General features: G+C 44.8%; 2 protein-coding genes. Both read right to left on the bottom strand.

What is annotated here, in order from left to right:
- Positions 1–254: 254 nt before the first annotated feature.
- Positions 255–1,748 (bottom strand): 2-succinylbenzoate--CoA ligase, encoded by a 1,494-nt coding sequence (locus F6K20_RS31020; RefSeq protein WP_287297288.1) that lies wholly within the window; start codon positions 1,746–1,748, stop codon positions 255–257.
- Between the two features lie 121 nt (positions 1,749–1,869).
- Complete coding sequence (locus tag F6K20_RS31015) at positions 1,870–2,817, bottom strand: o-succinylbenzoate synthase (RefSeq protein WP_287297287.1); 948 nt, start codon at positions 2,815–2,817, stop codon at positions 1,870–1,872.
- Positions 2,818–3,192: the final 375 nt, after the last annotated feature.

The raw sequence follows: 3,192 nt of genomic DNA, 5'->3' as shown, positions 1-3,192 counted from the left end.
CGGAAGCAGACCGAAAGGTCAGGATATCTAGGAGCTGGGTGCGGTGAAAGTCGCACGCCCAGATTTGAAGGAGAGGTGCCCTGGGTAATACCAGGCATCGACTCTAACGAAGTCAGAAGTCAGAAGTAAGCTATGACTAAGTTTTGGAGTTTATGAATGTCAAACATCTGAATGGGTAGTGCTATACTATCAAGAAGCGTTCGCGCAGCGTGGCCGTAGGCCAATCGCATTTATCCCCAGCTTAACAATTTAGATTAACTTAAACAGTCTCGCGCAATAACTTTCACCTGTTCATAATTCAATTTCCCTTGACCATTGCGCGGTAAAGATTCTACCGCCACCCAATCCTTAGGACACTTGAATTTACTCAAATTCCCCTCTACGTTCTGTTGCACCATCGCAACAGAAACCTGATCGGAACTAGGTACAAAAACAGCGGTTACTACTTGACCCCAATAGTCATCGGGTAAGCCAATCACACAAACATCACTGACGAGCCCTGTGCCACGAATTACCTGTTCTACCTCAGCGGGAAACACATTTTCACCACCGGTAATAATTTTGTTACTGCGACGCCCAACAGTATATAAGTAACCCTGTTGATCGAAATATCCTAAATCGTCGGATTGTAGCGTTTGGACTCTGTTGGGAAATTTACTTAGCTCAGACTCTAGGGCGATATTTTTACTAGCGCTATAGTAGCCATGGAATAAGGACTTTGCCTCAATAGTAATCACACCGGTAGAGAGCGCCTCCACGATTTCCCCAGTACCATTGCGAATTGTCACCTTGGCATGGGGTAACACCTGACCACAACTATTGTTAGCACTGTTAGCACTGTTACCACTGAGGAAATCTTCAGGTTTAAGGGTCACTACACCAGAAGCGGTTTCGGTCATGCCATAGGTGAGAGCTAAAGGAATACGATCTTGTCTTGCTTGTGTTAATAGGGATTCCCAAGCCGGAGCACCCCCTAACAACACTGTCCGAAAGCGGGATAACCAGTCAACCGCATCTTGGTTGATCAGCTTGGCTAGTTGAGTCGGTACCAGAGAGATAAAAAATTCTTTGGGATCAATATCTCGTCCTTTGCCAGCTTTGAGGGCTTTAAAGGGCAAAATCACCATACGTCCACCGGTGGTTAGCGATCGCATAAACTGCATCAAACCACTGACATGATACAGAGGCAAGACACAAAAGGAATTCACTGGCTTGTTCCCAAAATAGTGATGAAACCCTGCTACTGATGCCATCAAGGTTTCCCAAGTGTGAATGGCAAAGCGGATTTTGCCAGATGAGCCCCCTGTGGGAATCATAATGAGTGCTGAGGGCTGATTATTGAATAATTTATATTTAATATTGAGTGTTGAGTGTTTATTATTGAGTTTTGATGGCTCAATGATACTGGCTAATTCTCCGATAATTAGATCGGGATGGATTTGGTTAAGGACTTGTTGCCATTCTGGTTGTACCCAGTGGGGATTCCCTAAGAAGACATGACAATTACTGGAAACAGCAGCTAGGAAAGCGGCGATAAATTTAATAGGACTTTGCTCTACTAAAAGAATTTTCGGTGCTTTTTCCTGGGAAAGTTGGGAGAATTGCTGATAGTATTGCTCAATGAGTTGGTGAAGTTGCTGGCTATCATAACCAATCAGCCATTGTTCACCAGAACGTTGTTGGACATAGCTTAGGGGCTGTTGGACGTATGAATCTTCCCCACATTTACTCTTTAAAGCTTCAACCATCTAACCAAATCACCTTAACACCCAATAACCTTCAACCATCAAACCTTCAACCATCAAACCTTCAACCATCAAACCTTCAACCATCAAACCTTCAACCATCAAACCTTCAACCATCAAACCTTCAACCATCTAAGGTTAAACCTTCATTAAACCAATGGTTGACACCAAAACCTACAGCTCGCTTGAGGTCAGAGAGTTCTGCTGCTAACTGTAGAACCGCTTGTTGACCAATGGTAGTTTCCAAGGCGGATGAAAACACGGTATCAATCGGATAGGTTTGGCAAAACTGCCGTAGTCGTTTCCGAGAACCTGCGATCGCAGCTTTAATCACAAAAATTCCTCGCCATCCCCGCTGGTAACAATGTTCAAGTTGGTCAAGGGTTGCCACAGATTCATCCAATGCGATCGCAGTCGAATAGTTGTGGCTCATCTCCAACATCACATCGAACTGCTCTGGAGGTAGCGGCTGTTCGATAAACTCAACGGCTCCAATAGTGTCACATACCATCAGCCACTGCTCAGCTTGTTGTTTAGTCAATCCCCCATTGGCATCCAAACGCAATTGGGCAGAAGCAGGTATTGCTTCAACCAACTCCTGAACTCTCTTGACTTCATCCTCAATCGGAGCAATACCAATTTTACATTTAAAGCTTCGGTATCCCTGATTCCAGGGAGCTTCCCAGGACTGTTTTGCTGCTTGATTACTCGGTAACAGGTAACTGTAGTGTTGTTTGCTTTGTTCAAAGTCCTTTGTCCAAAGTCCTTTGCCAATCACTAGCTCCCAAGCCGATTCAAACCCAAATTGACAGCAGGGGAGTTGAGCAGGAATGGCGAAAATCTCCTCTGTAGTAATCTCCTGAGGTAATTGCTCGCAAAAATTAAAGGCTTGTTCCAGAGTTTCCGAACCAAACCAAGGGATAGGAGCAATTTCACCCCAGCCAATGTTCCCTATTTCATCACTAAGGCTAAGAATGATACCTTCTCTGACTGTCCATTTGCCATGACTAGTAGACAACGGATGCTTAAAGGGACGCTGGTATGGGTGAAACTTGAACTGATAGTTCGTCATTGATGAATTGCTAATTGCTATTTTTAATTGCTATTGCGCTGCATCCCTATGTAAGCTATCAGCTATCAGCTATCAGCTATCAGCTATCAGCTTTCAGCTTTCAGCTTTCAGCTTTCAGCTTTCAGTGATCAGCTTATGGGTTATAGCACTACGCATTCAGATGTAAGACAATTCCTAAACTCCGAAACTTAGTCATAGCTTACTTCTGACTTCTGACTTGCGCGTAGCGCTATATCACAGCATCGAAGCCTGCAGGGTTATTCACAGCGTCGTTCGCACAGCGTGGCCATTCGCGTAGCGTGGCCAACGGCCAAGGCCAAAGCCTGTACCACGCAGATGGTGCTTTTGAATAAAATAAGCTGACCGCTAACCGCA

It is taken from the genome of Moorena sp. SIO2C4 (genome assembly GCF_010672485.1).
Classification (GTDB): domain Bacteria; phylum Cyanobacteriota; class Cyanobacteriia; order Cyanobacteriales; family Coleofasciculaceae; genus Moorena; species Moorena producens.
This window is presented reverse-complemented; position numbering and strand designations above follow the sequence as displayed.